This window comes from Paracoccus sp. SY (assembly GCF_002901215.1).
GTDB classification, from domain to species: domain Bacteria; phylum Pseudomonadota; class Alphaproteobacteria; order Rhodobacterales; family Rhodobacteraceae; genus Paracoccus; species Paracoccus acridae.
This window is the reverse complement of the sequence record NZ_NWMQ01000019.1, coordinates 42845-59339: the sequence shown is the minus strand read 5'-3', so window position 1 is coordinate 59339 and position 16495 is coordinate 42845. Positions and strand designations below refer to the sequence as shown.

At 60.8% G+C, this 16495-nt stretch carries 14 protein-coding genes; 3 read left to right on the top strand and 11 right to left on the bottom strand.

The window, feature by feature from the left end; genetic code table 11:
• Positions 1-375: 375 nt before the first annotated feature.
• The 6 genes from CK944_RS14185 to CK944_RS14160 form a co-directional block, all read right to left on the bottom strand.
• Complete coding sequence (locus tag CK944_RS14185; RefSeq protein ID WP_103173725.1) at positions 376-1914, bottom strand: aldehyde dehydrogenase family protein; 1539 nt, start codon at positions 1912-1914, stop codon at positions 376-378.
• Positions 1915-1919: 5 nt separating this feature from the next.
• The gene (locus CK944_RS14180; RefSeq protein WP_103173717.1) at positions 1920-2786 is read right to left on the bottom strand and encodes an NAD(P)-dependent oxidoreductase; all 867 of its coding nucleotides are present in this window, start codon (positions 2784-2786) and stop codon (positions 1920-1922) included.
• Positions 2787-2871: 85 nt separating this feature from the next.
• A complete protein-coding gene (locus CK944_RS14175) occupies positions 2872-3777 on the bottom strand; it encodes a LysR family transcriptional regulator (protein WP_103173716.1) in 906 nt (301 codons plus the stop codon).
• 32 nt (positions 3778-3809) lie between these two features.
• Positions 3810-4955, bottom strand: a complete 1146-nt coding sequence (locus CK944_RS14170; protein ID WP_205049041.1) for a M20 aminoacylase family protein — start codon at positions 4953-4955, stop codon at positions 3810-3812.
• Positions 4952-5449 (bottom strand): hypothetical protein, encoded by a 498-nt coding sequence (locus CK944_RS14165; protein ID WP_103173715.1) that lies wholly within the window; start codon positions 5447-5449, stop codon positions 4952-4954. Before CK944_RS14165 ends, CK944_RS14170 begins: the two co-directional genes overlap by 4 nt.
• A 10-nt stretch (positions 5450-5459) precedes the next feature.
• Entirely contained in the window at positions 5460-6266 is an 807-nt protein-coding gene (locus tag CK944_RS14160) for a DUF3100 domain-containing protein (protein ID WP_205049040.1), read from the bottom strand.
• 1624 nt (positions 6267-7890) lie between these two features.
• Between CK944_RS14160 and CK944_RS14155 the strand changes: the two genes are divergently transcribed.
• On the top strand, positions 7891-8256 hold the full coding sequence (locus tag CK944_RS14155; RefSeq protein WP_239986076.1) for a helix-turn-helix transcriptional regulator: 366 nt from the start codon (positions 7891-7893) through the stop codon (positions 8254-8256).
• A gap of 297 nt (positions 8257-8553) precedes the next feature.
• Here the strand turns inward: CK944_RS14155 and CK944_RS14150 are convergent, their stop codons facing one another.
• From CK944_RS14150 to CK944_RS14130, 5 genes are read right to left on the bottom strand one after another with little or no spacing between them, the layout of a single operon-like run.
• Positions 8554-9555, bottom strand: a complete 1002-nt coding sequence (locus CK944_RS14150; RefSeq protein ID WP_103173712.1) for a dipeptidase — start codon at positions 9553-9555, stop codon at positions 8554-8556.
• A 22-nt stretch (positions 9556-9577) separates the two neighbouring features.
• On the bottom strand, positions 9578-10648 hold the full coding sequence (locus CK944_RS14145; protein ID WP_103173711.1) for an ABC transporter ATP-binding protein: 1071 nt from the start codon (positions 10646-10648) through the stop codon (positions 9578-9580).
• Positions 10649-10660: 12 nt separating this feature from the next.
• Entirely contained in the window at positions 10661-11476 is an 816-nt protein-coding gene (locus CK944_RS14140) for an ABC transporter permease (protein WP_103173710.1), read from the bottom strand.
• A complete protein-coding gene (locus CK944_RS14135; protein WP_103173709.1) occupies positions 11473-12381 on the bottom strand; it encodes an ABC transporter permease in 909 nt (302 codons plus the stop codon). Before CK944_RS14135 ends, CK944_RS14140 begins: the two co-directional genes overlap by 4 nt.
• Before the next feature lie 31 nt (positions 12382-12412).
• Entirely contained in the window at positions 12413-13477 is a 1065-nt protein-coding gene (locus tag CK944_RS14130) for a PotD/PotF family extracellular solute-binding protein (protein WP_103173723.1), read from the bottom strand.
• 148 nt (positions 13478-13625) lie between these two features.
• Between CK944_RS14130 and CK944_RS14125 the strand changes: the two genes are divergently transcribed.
• Positions 13626-14528, top strand: coding sequence for a LysR family transcriptional regulator (locus tag CK944_RS14125; RefSeq protein ID WP_239986075.1), 903 nt, complete (start codon positions 13626-13628; stop codon positions 14526-14528).
• 431 nt (positions 14529-14959) lie between these two features.
• Positions 14960-16492: an acyl-CoA carboxylase subunit beta gene (locus tag CK944_RS14120; RefSeq protein WP_103173707.1), complete on the top strand. Its 1533-nt coding sequence runs from the start codon at positions 14960-14962 to the stop codon at positions 16490-16492.
• Positions 16493-16495 lie beyond the last annotated feature (3 nt).

Genomic DNA, 16495 nt, shown 5'->3' with positions numbered 1-16495 from the left:
ATTTTGAGGATGCCGTAGCCATGCTGGATCCAATGAAGGAAAGCCTCTCATGGGTGGCCGGCGGTATATACGGCCTTGATGAGGCATCCCTTCTGTTTCAGGAGCTTTCGGGCAGCCGAGGCCCACTAAAGGCAGTCATTGGCCTACAGGATTGACCAGACCAAGCGCATACCAGGCTGGGAAGCTGGTCTTAGAACGTGCGCCAAAAACTCGGGCGAGCGTCGACAGCAAACCGATGGCACCCGATTGGGGACCGTGCTCTCTGCCTCAAGCTGATGTAACCGGATTTCAGTGGAAGGCCATGCATGCGAAATTTAACAACCGCTTCACCGGTAGATAGGAGCGGTCCGACGAAGATCGGACCGCTTCCGCCTTTTATCCTGGCGCATAGCCGAAAGTGACCGGCGGATTGCTGGCGGTTTCAACCCAGACGCTTTTCGTCTGCGTATAGGTCATCAACGCCTCTTGGCCTGACGAGCGGCCATATCCCGAGCGCCCGAAGCCACCGAATGGCGAGCAGACATTGATCGTCTTGTAGGAGTTGATCCAGAACGTGCCTGCGCGAACGGCTTCGGCCATTCGGTGAGCCCGACCGACATCGCCCGTCCAGACTGCCCCGGCCAATCCGTAGGGATTGTCGTTGGCAAGCGAGATGGCCTCCTCCTCGGTCTCGAACGTGAGCACGGAGACGACAGGCCCGAAGATCTCCTCCTGGGCAACCGACATGCCCGGCGTGACACCGTCCAGGATCGTCGGTGCATAGTAGAAGCCACCCGTCTCCTCGAGTGCACCGGGTCGGGCGCCACCCGCGGCGATACGGGCGCCTTCGGCAACACCGGCTTGAACCATCTGACCGATCTTCTCCCATTGGCGGCGGTTGTTGATCGGGCCCACATGCGTGGCTTCGTCGAAGGGATGACCTATGGCGATGCGGCGCGCGGCGTCGCCATAAGCATCGACGAACCGGTCGCGGACCGACCTGTGAACCAGCAGGCGGGAGCCTGCGACGCAGCTCTGGCCCGCACCCGCGAAGATGGCTGCCTGGGCGCCGATGATGGCGCGGTCGATGTCGGCATCAGGGAAGATGATGTTGGCGGATTTCCCCCCCAGCTCAAGCACGCAGGGCACGGTGTTCCGGGCCGCCGCGGCCGCGATGGCCGAACCTGCCTGGGCCGAGCCGACGAAGACTACCAGGCCCGTCTTGGGATGGGTTACCCCCGCCTGCCCTGCCGTCAGTCCACCGCCTGCGATGACGTTGACCAGGCCACGCGGCGCCCCGCCGAGCTCGCACATCTTTCCCAGGATCAGCGTCGAAAGCGGCGTCAGCTCGGATGGCTTGATGACGACGCCGTTGCCTGCGCAGATGGCCGGGGCAATCTGCCAACCCCCGGTAAAGAGCGGGGCGTTCCAGGGCGTGATCTGCATCACCACCCCTACCGGCTCTTGGCGGGTGTAGTTGAAATGGCTGGAGGGCACCGGGATGGTGTTGCCGTAGATCTTGTCGCACCAGCCCGCATAGTATTCGAACATCTCGGCCACGCGCAGCGCCTCGCCGCGGATGTCGCGGATCGGACGTCCTGCCGAACGGCTCTCGATCTCCGCGATGAGCGGAGCGTGGGAGCGGATCTGCGCGGCAATGGCCCACATGATGCGGCCGCGTGCCGCAGCAGGCATGGCCATCCATTCCCGCTGAGCCCGCTCTGCCGCAGTCATGGCGGCGTCGATCTCGCTTGCACCCGCATCGGGGAAGCTTGCGAAGACCTGGCCCGAGGCCGGGTCCGTCAGATCCAGTGACTGACCCGTTCCCATGACGATGTCACCCTCGATGAAGCTGCCAATCCCGGCCCCTGGAAAGATAGTCTGGTAAAGTTCGAGAATGCGGGCCGCCTGGGCCTCGGCGCTGATGGTCAGCATGGAAATCATCCTTCTTTCCGGAAATCACCCATCCGGGTAAAATCGTCCGTGGGGGCATAGGGGGACTCAGCCCACAACTGCGCGGCTTTTTCCGTCAGCGGCATATCCGCACCGGTTTCTTCCGCAAGCTTCCGGGCCAGCCGAACGTCCTTCTGCATCAGCGCCATGGTGAAGCCGCTGTCGAAGCCTTCGTTCATCACCCACGTCGGGAAATGCACCTCGGACATCATGGACCGCCCCGAGGCGGCATTCAGCACGTCAAGCGCGGACTGCGCCGATATGCCCGCCGCCTCAGCCAGGCGAAGACCTTCGGCGGTCGTGACCATGTGCGCCGCGCAAAGAAGGTTGTTGATCAGCTTGGCGACATTGCCCGCGCCGCTTTCACCGACATGCAGCGCCTTGGCGGACAGGGCGTCGATCACCGGCTGCGCATCCGCCAGATCCTGCGCCGCGCCCCCGATCATCATGGTCAGCGCGCCCTTGGCAGCCCCAGCAGGCCCGCCCGAGACTGGAGCGTCCAGAAAGCCGTGTCCCATCTGGGCCAGACGTTGGGCCAGTCTCCGCGTCACCTGCGGCTCCGACGTGGAGGTGTCAATGATGACAATCCGGTGACGCCCTTGCAGAAGGCCTGCCATCCTTTCGACCACAGCGGCCACGTCCTGCGCCGTCGGCAGCGAGAAGACGATCCGGTCCGCCGAGAAGGCTTCGTCCAGCATCGCCACCGGCTCTACCCCTGCCTCGCGAGCCAGTTCCGCGCGCTCAGGCGAGAGATCGAAGCCCAGCGTGCGGAAGCCTGCGCGGACAGCGGAAGCAGCCATGCCAAGACCCATGGCGCCAAGCCCTACGACACCGACCGTCAAGTCCTTCGTCATGTTGTTCCTTCCTCTTGTTCCGCCGAGGATCACCCGCAGGGAGACGTGGCGCTAGAAGCAACCTCGGGAACGCCGCGTTGCCTGTTCAGCAACGCGGAAAGAAGCTGGCCATCGAGGTTTCCAGGTGACGCGCCAGGCGGTCCACGGAAGCAGGCAGCCGGCGCCGCGCCCGGACCATCAGATGGGCCGAGGCCCCGGACAAGGCCGCATCAGCCAGCTCGCGCAATTCGATGGCATCCTCGACCGCGACAGAGGCGCGCGGGAGGAAAGCCAGCCCCAGACCTGCCTTGACGAAACGCCTCAATGCATCGATCGAGGTCGTCATGAGCAGCGGTGACAAGGCAATCCCGCTGTCGGAGGCGACGCGCATCAGGAGATCCGTCGTGCCGTGTCCCTTTGGCAGAAGCGCTACGGGATATGGTGCGCAATCCGCCAGTTGCACGGAGGTCATCGCTGCCAGGGGATGCCCCGACGGGATCAGGACGCACAGGGGATGCCTCGCGGATGCAAGGCTTCGGACAGCGCCTGTTGCCGGCGGATTGTAGGCGATCCCGATGTCGCTTTCGCCATTCGCCAGCGCCCCGACGACGGCATCAGTTGATCCCACCAAAAGTTCGTAGCGGATCTGAAAGCCGGGACTTCCGATGCTTCCCAGCCCGTTCTGCATAAAGTCCGCCAAGAACCCTTCCCCGCAATGGATGCGGACATTGCGCTGCTGGATGCCGCGAAGGTCGGAAAGCTGCTCGTTCAGGTAACCGGCCTCCTCGACCACATGGCGCATATGCTCGAGCACCAGCCGGCCGGCATCGGTCAGGTTCACGCCGCGGGAACTGCGCTCCAGGAGCGTCACGCCAAGTTGGCTCTCCATGTCGGCCATCTGACGGGAGACGGCCGAGGGCGCGACGCCAAGCTGATCCGCCGCGGCCCTGATCGAGCCGTAGCGGTGAACCGCCATGTAGACGCGGATGTCGCGCCGGTCGAATATCATCATCCCGTCACGGTGGCGATCCGCAGGCAAGCGTGTCAAGCAACCCTCAGTTCAGCCTGAGCCAGCCTGACCCAGAATGCGGCCGCCGGACCAAGGATGGCGTCGTTGAAGTCGAACCGGGGTGAATGAAGGCCGGGATTGTCACCTTCCTTCGCCGCCCCCAGCCAGAAATAGCACCCCGGCACGTGCTCCAGCATGAAGGCGAAGTCCTCTGCCGCCATGCTGGGGTCGGTATCCACGACCTCGAACCCCACCTCCGCACCCAGGCGCCGCACCAAGGCCGCGTTCTCGGGCGTATTCAGCGTCGAGGGATAGCGGCGTTGGTATTGCAGATCGGCAGAACAATCGAACCCCGTGGCGACAGCGGACACGATCGAATTCATCCGGGCTTCCAGAAGATCTCCTACCTCGGGATCGAACCACCGGGTCGTTCCACGAATGACGGCAGTCTCGGGCAGGACGTTCCAGGCGTCCCCGCCATGCACCTGCGTGACCGACACGACAGAACTGCGCAGCGGACTGACGTTGCGCGAGGCAATGGATTGCAGGGCAGTGACGATATGCGAGGCAGCCAGAAGCGTGTCCGCCCCCTCGTGCGGCATGGCGCCATGCGCGCCCTTGCCCGTCAACCCGATCTCGAATGTCGCGAATGCGGCCATCATCTCCCGGTCACGCGCAACCAGCGTCCCCACCGGAAGACCCGGCCAGTTGTGCATGGCATAGACGGCATCAACCGGAAACCGAGTAAGAAGGCCGTCCGCGACCATCTCGCGTCCGCCACCTTCGTTCTCCTCGGCAGGCTGGAAGATGAATCGCAGCGTGCCGTCGAAAGGAGCGTCCGCCAGAAGCCGCGCGGCTGCAAGCGCGACCGCGACGTGGCCGTCATGGCCGCAGGAATGCGCGCGGCCGGGCCGTTGCGAGCGCCAGTCCGTGCCGGAACTTTCGCTGATCGGCAGAGCGTCGATGTCGGCACGGATGCCAATGGCGCGGTTACCCGCGCCCTTGGTCAAAGAACCCACAACCCCGGTGCGCGCTATCCCGGTCGCCACCTCATAGCCCCATTCGGCCAGCTTTCCGGCGATGAAGGCAGCGGTTTCATGTTCCTCGAATGCGAGTTCGGGGTTCATGTGGATGCGCCGCCGCCATTCGGTGGCCTCGGCAAGATGCGAGGCCGGGATCACGAGAAGAGCCGCAGGCTCACGTCGGCAATCACCACCGACCCGAGATAGGTGCCCAGCATCACGCAGATGGCAACGATGACGATCTTCCATCCGGACTTCCGCGCGATGGCAAATTCCTTTGCCGAAAGGGCGAGGCCGCCATAAGCAAGCGCGGGTGTCGCCAGCGACAGGAAGTTGATCTTCCCTGCCTGTTCGACGACCCATGCCGAACCTGGGACGCCGGGGATGGTGATCACGATCGCGATCAACGACACCCAGGCGACCGAGGGAATTGCAAGCGGCACGAAGCGCGCCATGACGAGGCCTGCAACCGAACAGAGAAACAGGACAGCCATGCCCGGAAAGGCCTCCAGGGCGCCCACGCCGGTGGCCACATAATTGGCTATGGTGCCGACGATGCAGGCGATCAGCAGAAGAACTGCGGTTTCCCCGATGTTGACCTTGCGCTCATCGACCGTCTCAATATCGAGGGTCAGGTTTTCGACATTTGCCATGGTTTTCCCCTCAGTAGAGTTCCGGCCGCGCCTTGCGGAACAGCCATTGGGTCAGCGGAAGCGCGACGAACAGCCCGACATAAAGGCCGGTCGCATAGGTCAATACATTGGATGCGCCTGCTAGGCCAAGGATCAGGTCCGTTTGTTCAGGGACCGCCGTCGTCAGCGCGCCGGTGCATGCTGCCAGCATCGAACCCGATCCGACGCCGCAGGACATGGCCAAGGCCCGGATGTCGAATATCCCCAATGCAAGGATCAGCGTCGGCATGATGGCAAAGATGAAGGTGCCGATCAGGGTTCCCGTCGCATAGACGCCCATGACGCCCGCCCCTTCAGGGGAGTCCAGGCCGTATTTATCTGCAATCAGGGCCAGGTTCGGCTCACGGTCGATGGAATAGACCGCGCCGACGGTCTCGCGGCCCATGCCCAGCAGGTAAACCGCGACCGGGAATGCGACCACGATGGTGCCAAGGTTTCCAATTTCCTGGAGGATCAGAGCAGGACCTGCCTCGATGATGGCATCGATCTGCGGCCCCACGGTGGTGCCGAACTTGGCCACGAACGGCGTGATCGCGATGGTGATCATTGCGCCTGCGAACTTCTGCACATTCGGCGTAAGGATGCGCGCTGTGGCCCGTGTGATGTTTGGGTTGATGGCGATACCCATGGCAAAGGCGTAAAGCATCGGCAGCAACACGACGGCCGCAATGCCGATCGGGATGCGCAAGACGCCAATCGCTTCGGCAACAACGACGATCGCCAGCACAATGCCGTGCAGCGCAAGCTTATCCGTGCCCAGGGCTCGGGATTGAGACATTCGCATCCTCCTGTCGGGTAGTGAGATTTTTTCTTTAGTTATTGGACTTGCGTGGCGCTAGGCACAGTCTGATTGATGGAACAGAGCGTTGCTATAAAGGCAACACGAAGTCCTCCAGGGATGCATACATCTACTATGACAACTAACCACCTGCCGCCGGACTGCGTGCCGATTCAACCGAGGCGCGCCGACGGCCGGATCGGTAAGCCATGGCTGCGCTGCTATCCTTAGAAGATCGTAGCCATCGTGGAAACGGAGAGGCGCGACCAGAACCTGCCCTTCGCTCCCCGGACGGGCCTACCTATGGCATTACCGGTCACCAGATTGAGGTCTTCCGCCACCTGGTTGACAATGGTCGCCTCCCCGCCTCGTTGTTTCCTATTCAATCCCGAGTGGGCAACATCGCAATGCGGTGCTTATGGGTCTGATGGAAGGCCCCATTCGACAACATCACGGGTGCAAGCCTCGGCACCCCTTCACGCCGACCAGCCCGCTACTTCTGACCGCCGGCGGAGGGCCAGCCTGATTTTGAAGACGTCCCTTTTCGCAGGGCCGCCCTCTTCTCGGCAGGTTCAAGGCCAAAGCGGGAGCATCAATTGGGCATGATGGTGAGCAAGCTAATGTCCTCGGCAATGAAGATTGCGTAACGCCCCATCATTGACACTGATCAAGTGGAGGATGGGAAACGCTCATGTGGAAACAAGTATAATCTTCCGGCGATCTCCCCCTCCACCCGCTATCGTGCCGACGATTGTTCCACCATCTGCTTTCATCGACTTTGACCGAGCCGAAGGGTGTCGGAGCCCTTACACCTGACCCAACCCTCCTCGTCTCATCGACCGGCAGCATGGTGCCGAAGAATGGCAGACTGCTTCTTCAATCCGGTCCAAGATCAGCAAACGCTGTCTTCAAGGCTGCTTGTGCCACCCGGAAAAACGAAAATGCCGCGGGGACACCCCCGATGGCTGGAAGTCCGACGATTGGTCCGGCCAATTTTCGTTTTCAGGACCAAGTATTCGCTGCGCGGCCACAAGGCTTGTTCCACGCCGGCAATTCTCAGTATGAGTGTTGCGTTTCGTTGCAGGGCGAAGCCAAGTCATTGATTTCACGAAATAGCTCCATCTCCAAGTTGCGGAGTTGTTGCAAGGAATGTTCTTTATTCGCAACAAAATCCTTAGAAATACGCCATTCTGTTGCGCTTTCTGCAACGAAAGCAGGGGAATTGATGCGGGTTTGTTGCCGATTGATGCACTCTGTTTCACGAGAGAGCTTTGCCAGCCTTTATTTTCGTCTTCGATTTCACCGTGGTTCCTTGGATGGACCAGTGGAATGCCGATAGTCCGGGACCCGTTTGTCGACATTGCTTGACCCAGCTGTCGAGCCTGGTCGTCAGTCCCAAGCAGATGTTCATGGATAAATCCAATGTGGAGGGTCTGTGCGGGAAAATGCTCAGGGGTCCCGACGCATCCCCATTCACCTACGCATTTTCTTCTAGGACTTCGACTCTTCCCGTCGTTGTCGCAACTGTTCCCAAGCGCACTCATGATCATGGCCAGGTAGAATCGTCTTATCAGAAACAAGAGAGACGATCATGCCAAATCCATACGCAGACAGCCCAGCCGCCGTGTTCATTCGCCGGCAGACCGAACTTCTCGCCCACCGGAAAAGCCAGAGAGAAATCGCCCATGAGGCGGGATTCGTGAATTCGAACCTGATCTCCATGTTCAAGACCGGAGCATCGAAGATACCGCTGGACCGGGTTCCGAGCCTCGCCCGTGCCTTGGAGGTTGACCCTGCCTATCTGATGCAACTCGCTTTGGAACAGGCGGTAGGCAAGACGGCCGCCGTAGCTTTGCTTGAGGTTTTCGGGCCTATGACCACTGTCAATGAAAAGGCGTGGCTTGAAGAAATCAGAGACGCATCAGGCCAGACTGATCCGAAGTTGACCGCCCGATCGCGGACGGTGTTGCGAGCCATCTTCGGGCGCTAAACAGAGACAATTGCGGGCGACGTCCGTCCCCTCGCTCCAGAAGGGAACCCCTACCAATATAGGTCTGTATGGGTTCCCAAAATGGCGGCCGGAGCTTTGGTTTTCCGTTTCTTCGATTAGTCCTCGATCGCGGGACTGATCGGAAGGCGCCCATTCCCCATGCGGCAATCGGCCGGTGTCCATTCCAGTCAAAGATCATAGCGCATACGGCAACCAGTCTGCTTTGCGTTGGAGTCAATCTTGGAGTGATTTGTTCGTCGGTAAACCCTGACCTGTTCAGTCCCTACCCGAGCTTTGTCATGAACCCCAGACCTCTTTCAGCAGGGTCACCCAGTTCTCGCCCATGATCCTCTCGATCCGGGCCTCAGGCCAACCGCGGCGCTGCATGGCGCCAGTCAGCGAAGCGGTATGACCGATCGTGTCCAGCCCCGCGGGATTTTTGATGGTGCCCAGGTCTGTCAGGCGGCGGGCGTAGCCCTTGTCGTGGCTGATCCACTCGAAGAAGTCCTGGTTGTGGCCCTGCGTGAAGTCAGTGCCATAGCCGACCCTTTCCTCACCGCACAAGTTGATAACATACTCGATGGCGTCCAGATAATCCTCGACCGTCGCATCGGTGCCGCGAGCTAGAAAGGGCGTGAACATGGTGACGCCGACAAAGCCGCCATGGTCGATGATAAAGCGCAGCTCCTCGTCCGACTTGTTCCGTGGGTGAGATTTCAAGCCCGCGGGCAGGCAATGCGAATAAGCGACCGGCTGACGCGAGGCCAGGATCACGTCGCGGCTGCTTTGCGGGCCTACATGCGACAGATCGCAGAGGATGCCCAAGCGGTTCATCTCGGCCACGACCTCGTGCCCGAAATCCGAAAGCCCCGCATCCTTCGTTTCATAGCAGCCGGTCGCGACGAGGTTCTGGGTGTTATAGGCCATCTGGATAATGCCAACACCCAGATCCTTGAACAGCGACAGATAGCCGATCTGATCTTCGAGCCCCGTCACGTTCTGCCAGCCCAGGATGATACCAGTCTTGCCCTCGGCCTTGGCTCGACGGATGTCGGTGGTGCTACGCACTTGAATGATCAAGTCGGCATTGTCGCGGAACCAAGCCTTCCACTGCATGATGTTTCGCATCGTGGCCGTGAAATCTTCCCAAATGCAGCAGGTGCAGTTGGCGGCGGTGATACCGCCACGACGCATGTCTTCGAACACGTTACGATCAAACTTTGACACGATCAGGCCGTCAACAACGGTCAGCTTGTCATGCAGGGCATTGGCCCCTGAAAGGGGGGAAAGGTCGTTCATCCGTCTTCTCCTGCCTTGGAAGTTAGTGTTCGCTGACGATGACGCCCGCTTGAGGCGACCATTGCGCCCAGACCCGGCTGCCTTGGGGCATGGGCGCGGGACCACCCAAGTTGGGTGCGGTGGCGCGGGCGGTGATGCGTGGCCCGGCCTCGGTCGTGATCTGGTATTCGACTACTGCGCCGTGGAAGGTCATCACCTCGACACGGCCTGGCAGCGCATTGACATCCCCAGTGGGCGCCCCGGTCGAGAGGGACACGACCTCTGGACGCAGGGCCAGGTAGGCGCCGCCCACGACAGGCTGATGACCTGCCAGGCGCAGGACAGGCCCTGCCTCGGTTACGAAACTCGTGTGATCGGTCGACAGGCGGCCGCGCAGCAGGTTCGGAATGCCCAGGAACCCGGCGGCAAAGGCGGAACGGGGCTGGGTATACATTTGGTCAGGGGCGCCGACCTGTTCCACCTTGCCATTATACATCAGAACCATACGGTCCGATGTGCTCATCGCCTCGTCCTGGTCATGGGTAACGAAGACGGTGGTGAGGCCGAGCGACTGCTGCAACTGCCGGATCTCCAGCTTCATCTCTTGCCGCAGCGAAGCATCCAGGTTGGACAGAGGCTCGTCCAGCAGCAGCACGTCGGGTTCGATCACCAAGGCACGGGCTAGGGCCACACGCTGCTGCTGGCCGCCCGACATCTGCTTGGGCAGGCGGTCGGCATATTGTGACAGCCGGACCCGAGTCAGGGCCTCACGCACTCGGCGGGCGGCGTCGACCTTGTTGACCTTGCGCATCTCAAGTCCGAAGGCCACGTTCTGCGCTACCGTCATATGCGGGAACAACGCATAATTCTGGAAGACGAAGCCCATGTTGCGTCGGCTCGGCGGCAGGCCGGTCACGTCACGCCCGCCCACGCTGATCCGCCCCTTGGTTGCATCGACAAAGCCACCGATCATGCGCAGCGTGGTGGTCTTGCCGCAGCCCGACGGCCCAAGCAGCGAGACCAGTTCCCCGTCAGCGATCCGCAGGGTCATGTTTTCGACCGCCACGGCGGTGCCGTAATGCTTGGCGACATCCTGAAGAACGACTTCCGACATGTTTCTTTCCTTTCAGAACGCTTGGCTCAGCTTGACGTAGCGGTCAGTGACGATCAGCAGGGTCGTCACCAGGGCGATCTGCACGGTCGCGACCGCGCCGATGGTCGGATCGAAGTTCCATTCTAGATAGTTGATCAACGCGATCTGCAGGGTCGTGCTGTCGGGACCCACCAGAAACAGCGACTTTTCCAGATCGATGAAGGAGTTGACGAAGGCGAACAGCGATCCGGCAATGACGCCCGGCTTGACGGCTGGAAGAGTCACGCGCCAGAACACGGTCAGCGGACCTGCGCCAAGGCTTCGGGCGGCTTCTTCGATCGACGGGTTGACGCCGATCAGCGAGGTCGTGACCAGTCGGATCATCCAAGGAAGGGCGATCAGGCCATGGGCCACGATCAGTCCCGCGCTTGTCCCGGCAATGCGCCAGCCGGTCAGGAACTCGATCTCCAGGAAGAACACGAACAGCGCGCTGCCTCCTACGATACCTGGCACAATCATCGGCGACATCAGCACGGTGTTGATCGTCTCACGGCCCTTGAAGCGGCCCCTGGCAAGGGCGAAGCTTGCGGGCAGGCCAAGGATCAGGGCAATGGCCGTGGCGATCAGGCTTGTCTGGAAGCTGAGAAGAAAGCCGTTGCGGAAATCGGATAATTCCCAGGCACGCAGATACCAGTCCAGCGTATAGCCCTGTGGCGGGAAGGACAGGATCTTGTTGGAAAAGAAGCTCATCCAGACGATGAAGACCAGCGGCAAGGTGATGAAGCCGATAGCCAGTGTGGCGAATGCGGCATAGCTCCGCCGGACGATGTGAGATTGCGGGCGCATCATTCGCTCCATTTGCGATAGCGGCGCTGCACCATGACCGAGACGCCGATGGTTAGGATCATCGTGACGGCCATTAGGATAAAGGCCAGTGCGGCGCCAAAGGGCCAGTTCATAACCTTGGCTATCTGCTGATAAACGGTAGGCGCCATCATGTGGAAGGTCGGGCCGCCAAGCAGCACCGGCGTCGCATAAGCGTTCATCGACAGGATGAAGCACAACACGCTGCCCGCGAGGATGCCCGGCATCGCCAGGGGTAACACGATCCGGCGCATGATCGTCAGGTGCCCTGCCCCCAGGCTTTCGCCCGCGTCCTCGAGGTTCTGGTCAATGGACTCGAACACGCTGTTCAGCGTGATCACCATAAAGGGCAGCAGCACCGACACCAGCCCGATGGTGACCCCGGCAGAGGAATACATCAGCCCCAGCGGTCCGTTCCAGCCGAAGAACCCAAGGAACGCGGCGAGGACGCCTTGGTCGTTCAAAATCAGCATCCACGCCGAGGTCCGGACCGCATTGCCGATCAGCAGCGGGATCAGGATCGCCAACAGTAGGATACGCTTCGTGCCCGGCGCGACATGCCGGGCTAGGAAATAAGCCAGGGGCACACCGGCAACCAGGCAGATCGCCGTGGCCAGGGCCGAGATGCCGACGGTGCGCCACAAGACTTCCTGATAGAAGGCGTCCCCGAAGAACTTGGCATAGTTTTCTGCCGTAACCGCGCTGATCATCAGCTCGGACGCGTCATAGCGGTTCAGGCTGTTGCGCAACATCAGCGCAAGCGGCGCCAGCAAGCAAAGCGCCACGAAGATGATTGCCGGCGCGCTCAGCCAAGGCGCGCCCAGCTTTCGCGGAATGCGTGCCGGGCCGCGCGGGGGGATCGGGTCAAGCGTCAGGTCTGTCGTGTTCATGCACGCTCTCCTTTCAAAGGGTGGCGCACCGTCAGACGGCGAAAGACTTGTTCCACCATTCAAGCCAAGAGGCCGTGTTCTGGGCGACATAGTCGAAGTCCAGGAACTTCATCTGGGCCCGCTCCTCCTCCGAGAAATCGACAAGCGCGCGGATGTCTTTGGACAGATTAGCCTTGGTATTGGCAGGGGCGTAGAAGCTGGCCTCGGCTAAACCTGCCATGGCCTGTTGATCGAGCATCGCGTCCAGATAGGCATAACCCGCATCCTGGTTCGCGCCGAACTGCGTCAGGCAGGCCCCGAAGGTCACAGCAATCGCGCCCTCCGCCGGGTATTGAATCGCCAGCGGCAGACCGTCATGCGCCCATTGCAGCCCACGCGCCTTGTAGTTGATGGCGATGTCGACCTCGCCATTGGCAAGCCCGGCCTGCAACTGCTGGTGGGCGGCATAAAGGCGCGGCCGGTTTTCAGCAACCAGCCGCTCCAGCATCGGCTTGCCTTCTTCGACGCTTGTCATGTCGCCGTTCTGGACCAGTCCGGCCATCATCATGTAGTTGAAGTAAAGCTGGTTGGTCAGCCCAATCCGGCCCGACCATTTCGGATCCCAAAGCTCAGCATAGGATTTCGGGGGCTCGGGAACCTTGTTCTTATCATAGATGATGACGACCCCGCTATAAAGCCAAGGGACGAAATAAGGGCTGCGCAGTTCCGGGGCAGTGTCGGCGTAATTTGGTATGCGTGCTATATCCAGTTCCGCCACCACACCCTGCTGGTTCAGTTCGAACGCGTCCGAGCTGTTGACATGGATCACGTCCGCCGAGGCGCGGCGGATACGCTTTTCGCTAATCAGCTTGGCCTTGCGTTCAGGTTCTGTGGCCAGGTCACGGACGATGTTGAAGCCCTTGTCTTCTAGCAGCGGTTTTTCCACGAAGCGCACTGTGCGGTCGTTCCAGTCGCCGCCCCAGTTGGATACGACGACCGTGCCGCCCGCCGCCCAGCCCATGCGGGGTGCGATAGTCGACGCCGCGACACCGCCCAGCAGCAGGCCCATAATGTGCCGCCGCGATACAGTCAGCTTGTCCGTGGTCTTGCGTGCCATGTCCTGATCTCCCTGATGCGCGGCCGGTTTTATGGTCGGCATTGTGTTCTTCTTTCTTAAACGATGCGGCATGAATCATCGTTTGTAAAATATCAGTTTTGATTTTATTAATTCCTTGTGACTATCAATAATATGCAAGGAAATAGGCTTGGAGCTTCGCCATCTGCGCGCATTTTCAGCAGTTTGCCGCGAATTGCATTTCGGGCGGGCGGCCGACGCCTTGAACCTTGCGCAGCCTGCACTCAGCAAGATTGTTCAGCAGCTGGAAGCCGAGGTCGGTGTGCCACTTTTGATCAGGACGACACGCCGGGTCGAACTAACCGAGGCAGGCAAAGCCTTCTTGTCCGAGACCTCAGGTATTGAAGGCCGGATTGGTCGTGCTATTGAAAGCGCCAGAAATGCTGCACGAGGCATGCGGGGCGAATTGCGCATCGCCTATACGGATTTCGCGATCAACGGGCACCTGCCCCATGTGCTGCGCGATTTCGCAAGCGCGCATCCAGATATCAAGCTGAACTTGATCTTCATGCCGACCACAAGCCAGCATGTCGCGCTTCTGAAGCAAAGCATCGACATCGGCTTCATGATCGGCCCGTTCGAACACAAGACGACACGGCAGATGATCTTCGACGAAGACCGTTACGTGGCGCTGCTCCCCAGTTCGCATCCTCTTTGTGACCAGCCGGTGCTGACGCTTGCACAGCTTGCAAACGAACCCTTCGTTCTGGGCACGGGTGACAACTGGGCAGCCTTTCGCAGCAGGCTTTTCGCAGAATGCCGCAGCCGCGGGTTCTTTCCGAACATCGTGCTGGAAGCGTCCAACAGTGAAGGCATCTTCGGCATGGTGGTCGCGGGCGTAGGGGTGACAATCTATTCTAGCTGCGTCGGAAATCTGCCTCGGCTGGGTGTGACGGTGCGACCGCTACAGGATGTGACAAACACGTTGCCCGTCACTGCGGTTTGGGATCGCACGAACCGGTCTGCGGTGCTGGCAACCTTTCTGAAGTTCCTGCAAGCCAAGGCCAGAAACCATGTTAATCCTTCCATTTGACGCAGCCGGGTGAGCAGCGCTAGGGGCCCCGGGGGCTCCGAACGGTATAACGGACATCCGACGGGGTTCACTTCAAGTCGTAAGCGGTATTGCGCGAGATGCTTGACCCTTAGGTAGGTGTCGGACGATAAACCTAAATGTAGAGATGACGCTACGTCATATGGTCATTTCTAGGCATGTCACAGTGTTACAAACATCCTTGTAACTGATTGAAATGTTTGTCGTCCGGTCGTTGTCCAGCCTCTCACCCTTTCCCGCATTCAGACGAACCCGGCGCGCGACATTCGCGCACCTGCTGCATTTGCAGATTTTCAGTTTCCTCCTCTCTTGCCTGACACAGTTTGCAAATTTTCTCGTTTTTGCTTCCCCGCCCTGCCCTGCCTGACTAGGCTGCGGCGCAAGGATCGACCACGGATCGACAGGGGGCTGAGATGAAGGACATTCTTCAGGAACTGGAAGACCGCCGGACTCTGGCCCGGTTGGGCGGCGGACAGCGGCGGATCGACGCGCAGCACGCGCGTGGCAAGCTGACGGCGCGCGAACGGATCGAACTGCTGCTGGACGAAGGCAGCTTCGAGGAGTTCGACATGTTCGTGGCGCACCGTTCCACCGATTTCGGGATGGAGGCCGACCGCCCCTATGGCGACGGCGTCGTGACCGGCTGGGGCACGATCAACGGGCGCATGGTCTATGTCTTCAGCCAGGACTTCACCGTCTTCGGCGGGTCGCTGTCCGAAACCCATGCCCAGAAGATTTGCAAGATCATGGACATGGCGATGCAGAACGGCGCGCCGGTGATCGGGCTGAACGATTCGGGCGGCGCGCGCATCCAGGAAGGCGTGGCCAGCCTTGCTGGCTATGCCGACGTGTTCCAGCGCAACATCATGGCGTCGGGCGTCGTGCCGCAGATCAGCGTCATCATGGGCCCTTGCGCGGGCGGCGCGGTCTATTCGCCCGCCATGACCGACTTCATCTTCATGGTGAAGGACACGTCCTATATGTTCGTGACCGGCCCGGACGTGGTGAAGACCGTCACCAACGAGGTGGTGACGGCCGAACAGCTTGGCGGCGCATCGACCCATACGAAGAAATCCTCGGTCGCCGACGGGGCGTTTGAAGACGACGTCGAGGCGCTGACCGAAATCCGCCGCCTGTTCGACTTTTTGCCGCTGAACAACCGCGACAAGGCGCCGGTGCGGCCCTTCTTCGACGATCCCGCCCGGATCGAGGAAAGCCTGGACACGCTGATCCCCGACAACCCGAACCAGCCCTATGACATGAAGGAGCTGATCGTGAAGGTCGCGGACGAAGGCGACTTCTACGAGATCCAGAAGGACTTCGCGGGCAACATCATCACCGGCTTCATCCGCATCGAGGGCCGCACCGTGGGCGTGGTCGCCAACCAGCCGATGGTGCTGGCGGGGTGCCTCGACATCGACAGTTCGCGCAAGGCCGCGCGTTTCGTGCGGTTCTGCGACGCCTTCGAGATCCCGATCCTGACCTTCGTGGATGTGCCGGGCTTCCTGCCGGGCACGGGCCAGGAATATGGCGGCGTCATTAAGCACGGCGCGAAACTGCTGTTCGCCTATGGTGAGGCGACGGTGCCGAAGGTCACGGTGATCACCCGCAAGGCCTATGGCGGGGCCTATGACGTGATGGCGTCCAAGCACCTGCGCGGCGATTTCAACTATGCCTGGCCCACGGCGGAAATCGCGGTGATGGGCGCCAAGGGCGCGGTCGAGATCCTGTATCGCAGCGAGTTGGGCGACGCGGACAAGATCGCCGCGCGGACCAGGGATTACGAGGACCGCTTCGCCAACCCCTTCGTCGCTGCCGAAAAGGGCTTCATCGACGAGGTGATCCAGCCCCATTCGACCCGCAAGCGGGTCGCACGGGCCTTCGCCAGCCTGCGCACCAAGCGGCTGTCGAATCCCTGGAAGAAGCACGACAACATTCCTTTGTAAGAT

Excerpts from the sequence above, each read along its gene's own strand:
- CK944_RS14185 (WP_103173725.1), bottom strand. The coding sequence starts at position 1,914 with ATGCTGACCATCAGCGCCGAGGCCCAGGCGGCCCGCATTCTCGAACTT.
- CK944_RS14180 (WP_103173717.1), bottom strand. The coding sequence starts at position 2,786 with ATGACGAAGGACTTGACGGTCGGTGTCGTAGGGCTTGGCGCCATGGGT.
- CK944_RS14175 (WP_103173716.1), bottom strand. The coding sequence starts at position 3,777 with ATGATGATATTCGACCGGCGCGACATCCGCGTCTACATGGCGGTTCAC.
- CK944_RS14165 (WP_103173715.1), bottom strand. The coding sequence starts at position 5,449 with ATGGCAAATGTCGAAAACCTGACCCTCGATATTGAGACGGTCGATGAG.
- CK944_RS14160 (WP_205049040.1), bottom strand. The coding sequence starts at position 6,266 with ATGTCTCAATCCCGAGCCCTGGGCACGGATAAGCTTGCGCTGCACGGC.
- CK944_RS14150 (WP_103173712.1), bottom strand. The coding sequence starts at position 9,555 with ATGAACGACCTTTCCCCCCTTTCAGGGGCCAATGCCCTGCATGACAAG.
- CK944_RS14145 (WP_103173711.1), bottom strand. The coding sequence starts at position 10,648 with ATGTCGGAAGTCGTTCTTCAGGATGTCGCCAAGCATTACGGCACCGCC.
- CK944_RS14140 (WP_103173710.1), bottom strand. The coding sequence starts at position 11,476 with ATGATGCGCCCGCAATCTCACATCGTCCGGCGGAGCTATGCCGCATTC.
- CK944_RS14135 (WP_103173709.1), bottom strand. The coding sequence starts at position 12,381 with ATGAACACGACAGACCTGACGCTTGACCCGATCCCCCCGCGCGGCCCG.
- CK944_RS14130 (WP_103173723.1), bottom strand. The coding sequence starts at position 13,477 with ATGGCACGCAAGACCACGGACAAGCTGACTGTATCGCGGCGGCACATT.
- CK944_RS14120 (WP_103173707.1), top strand. The coding sequence starts at position 14,960 with ATGAAGGACATTCTTCAGGAACTGGAAGACCGCCGGACTCTGGCCCGG.